Origin of the sequence: Candidatus Methylomirabilis sp. (assembly GCA_036000645.1) — a bacterium.
Lineage (GTDB): Bacteria > Methylomirabilota > Methylomirabilia > Methylomirabilales > JACPAU01 > JACPAU01.
This window is the reverse complement of sequence record DASYVA010000155.1, coordinates 1-3018: the sequence shown is the minus strand read 5'-3', so window position 1 is coordinate 3018 and position 3018 is coordinate 1. Positions and strand designations below refer to the sequence as shown.

Genomic DNA, 3018 nt, shown 5'->3' with positions numbered 1-3018 from the left:
GGCGCTCGAGGATCCGGGCGACCGCCTCCCCCGCCCGCTTCACCTCCGCAGCCGGGACCCGCTGCTCGAACAGGACGAACAGGTCCTGCTCTTCCTTCCGGATATGCTGGGTGAGCAGCTCGCCGAAGGCCCGTAGGGCCTCCGGCAGGTCCCCCGTCGCCTCCTCGAGTTCCCGCACGAGAGCCGCAAGCCGCGCGTGCTCTTCCCTCAGCTCCGCCACCACCCCCTCCCCGGGCCGAAGGTACGGCTCCAGCACCGGGAAGATGACCTCCTCCTCGGCCCGGAAGTGGGGAGTGAGGTGGTCCCGGAAGAAGGCAACCGCCTCCCTGGCCTGGTCGGCTGCGGTCTCGGCGTCCCACGGTCGCCCGGAGGGCCCACGGCCGTGCTGGATCCGGAAGGCGAAGATCAAGCCCTCGTGGTGGTCGTGGGAGAGGGGGATCAGGCTCGGATCGCGCTTCACCTTGTGACCCTCAACCGGGGAGCGGCACTTCCCCAAGGATGGTGGCCGCCAGCCCCCCGGACGATCCCGAGTATTCCCCAGGCCGCTCCCGCCGGCAAGGAGATTCCGGCCCGGCGGGATCCGTGCTAGGCTTTCTCATCGGGCTTCCCGACCGGGATGCCGGAGGAGCATGGCCGGGATGACCCCAGGGAGGAAACCATGCGGGCGGTACAGGGAATTGCCACGAGCCTCATCGTCGCCCTGGCGGCGGGGGATGCCGAGGCGCTCAATCTGAGGGTCCGGGAGGTGCGGCGGAGCCGAGAGGCCGGAGTCGTCACGTTCACGTACGAGGTGGAGAACGCCTCCGTAGACGCGGTGCGGCTCGGACGGGCCGAGCTCCAGTTGACCGACCCGCTGGGCAGGCGCCTGGACATCGTCTCGATCCTTGTCCCCTCCCATCCGTTGGACCGGGGGGAAGCGATCTTCCTCCGCGCGCAGACGGAGGAGCGCCGCCTGCGGGAGGCCGCCCTGCTCACCCTCCGCCTCCACCCCCTCCCGCCCTTCCCCTTCCCGGTCCGGGACGTGCCGGTCTCCCCGGTCGAGGTGCCCTTTGACGGTCCGGCGGCCCGCCGCGGCGCTTCCCCGACTGCCCCGCCCACCCGGCGGGAACCCCTGAAGCCAGGCCCCTGGCGCCTGCGACTGGCCGGGAGCGTCCTCGCCCCGACGCGGGACGCGGTGGTGCTCCTCTATGCCCTGGCTTCACCCGAGCGGGCTCTGGAGACCCCTGCCGTCCTCGAGGTGCGCTACAGCGGTGGAGGCGCCCTGCTCGACGCCCGGTCGCTCCCGGTGCCCCCCGGCCGGGACGACGAAGCGTATCTGGAGGTCCTGCTCCCCGTGGCGGTCGCGCAGCTCGTGGACGGCATCGCGGCCCGGCTCTTCGCGGCCACGGGGGACGGCATCGCCGTGCATCCTGTCACGGTGGAGGGCCACCGGCAGGATAGAGGGAGAGCCGGGACCGGCGCGGCCGTCGCGGTGCCGGCCCCGGAGGAGCCCCAGCCCATCCTCGACCCGAACCGAGCCGGCGGCGTCCGGCCCCGGTCCTTCTAGCCCGAGGAATGCCCATGCACCGGGAACTCGCCCGGGTCCGGGCGCCCGAATTCCCCGAGGGGCGGGAGTGGGTCAACACCGACCGCCCGCTGCGGCTCGCGGAGCTTCGGGGCCGGATCGTCCTGCTGGACTTCTGGACCTACTGCTGAATCAACTGCCTGCACGTCCTCCCGGAGCTGGAGGCGCTGGAGCGCGAGTTCGGGGACGCCCTCGTCATCGTGGGGGTCCACTCGGCCAAGTTCCCCAACGAGGCGGCCTCGGAGAGCCTGGCCGAGGCGGTGGCCCGCCACGGCATCACGCACCCGGTGGTGAACGACGCGGACTTCGCCATCTGGCAGCGCTACGCGGTCCGCGCCTGGCCCACGCTCGTCCTCGTGGACCCGCAGGGCTACGTGGTCGGCTCGGTGGCCGGGGAGGGGCACGGGCCCGCACTGCGGGAGGCCATCCAGGAGCTCCTCGGGGAGCATCGTCAGGCGGGGACCCTCCGGGTGGACGGGCAGCCCTTCGCCCTGCGCCACCTCACGCCCCCGGCGGACGGCTTCCTGGCCTATCCCGGGAGGGTCCTGGCGGACGTTGCCTCACGGCGAATCTTCACCGCCGACAGCGGGCATCACCGGATCGTGATCGCCGACCCCGCCGCGCAAGTCCGGGCGGTCGCCGGCACGGGCGAGCCCGGCTTCGCCGACGGCGCGTTCGGGGCCGCACGCTTCCGGCACCCGCAGGGCCTGGCCCTGGTCGGCGGCCACCTCTACGTGGCGGATACGAAGAACCACGCGATCCGCCGGCTGGATCTCCGGGCCCGGACCGTGGAGACGGTGGCCGGAACCGGCGAGCAGGCCAGAGGCCGGCCGCGCGGGGGGACGGGGCGGGCGGTCGCCCTCAACTCCCCCTGGGACCTCGTCGTCCGTGAGGGCACGATGTACATCGCCATGGCCGGCTGTCACCAGATCTGGGCCATGGACCTGGCCGGTGGTGCCCTCATCCCCTTCGCCGGCAGCGGCCGGGAGGAGCTCCGGGACGGACCGCGCCTCGAGGCCGGCCTCAACCAGCCGAGCGGCCTTGCCACCGACGGCCAGGCCCTCTTCGTCGCCGACAGCGAGGCCAGTGCGGTCCGGGCCATCACCTTCGGCGACCTCGGCCGGGTGACCACCCTCGTCGGCGTGGGGCTCTTCGAGTTCGGCGACCGGGACGGGACCGGGCCCGACGTCCGCCTGCAGCACCCCCTCGGCATCGCCGTCCACGCGGAAGCCTGCTACATCGCGGACACCTACAACCACAAGATCAAGCGGCTGTACCCGGCTCTCCGGCGGGTGGAGACGCTCCTCGGCACCGGCAAACCGGGGAGGGGCGAAGGGACGGAGCCCACCTTCTTCGAGCCGGGCGGGCTCTCTGCCACGGCGGGCCGCCTCTACATCGCCGACACGAACAACCACCGCATCTGCGTCGCCGACCTCGGGGCGGGGACCGTGACC

4 protein-coding genes are annotated in these 3018 nt (G+C 72.9%); 3 read left to right on the top strand and 1 reads right to left on the bottom strand.

Going from position 1 to position 3018, the window contains the following annotated elements; all coding sequences use genetic code 11:
* Positions 1-460 (bottom strand): hemerythrin domain-containing protein (locus VGT06_08830; GenBank protein HEV8663226.1); only part of this gene is annotated, 460 nt, incomplete at its 3' end.
* 198 nt (positions 461-658) lie between these two features.
* Between VGT06_08830 and VGT06_08825 the strand changes: the two genes are divergently transcribed.
* From VGT06_08825 to VGT06_08815, 3 genes are all read left to right on the top strand, one after another.
* Positions 659-1546, top strand: a complete 888-nt coding sequence (locus VGT06_08825) for a hypothetical protein (GenBank protein ID HEV8663225.1) — start codon at positions 659-661, stop codon at positions 1544-1546.
* Positions 1547-1560: 14 nt separating this feature from the next.
* A complete protein-coding gene (locus VGT06_08820; GenBank protein ID HEV8663224.1) occupies positions 1561-1695 on the top strand; it encodes a hypothetical protein in 135 nt (44 codons plus the stop codon).
* Positions 1696-3018, top strand: a 1323-nt coding sequence (locus VGT06_08815) for an NHL domain-containing thioredoxin family protein (GenBank protein HEV8663223.1), incomplete at its 3' end; no start/stop codon positions are given.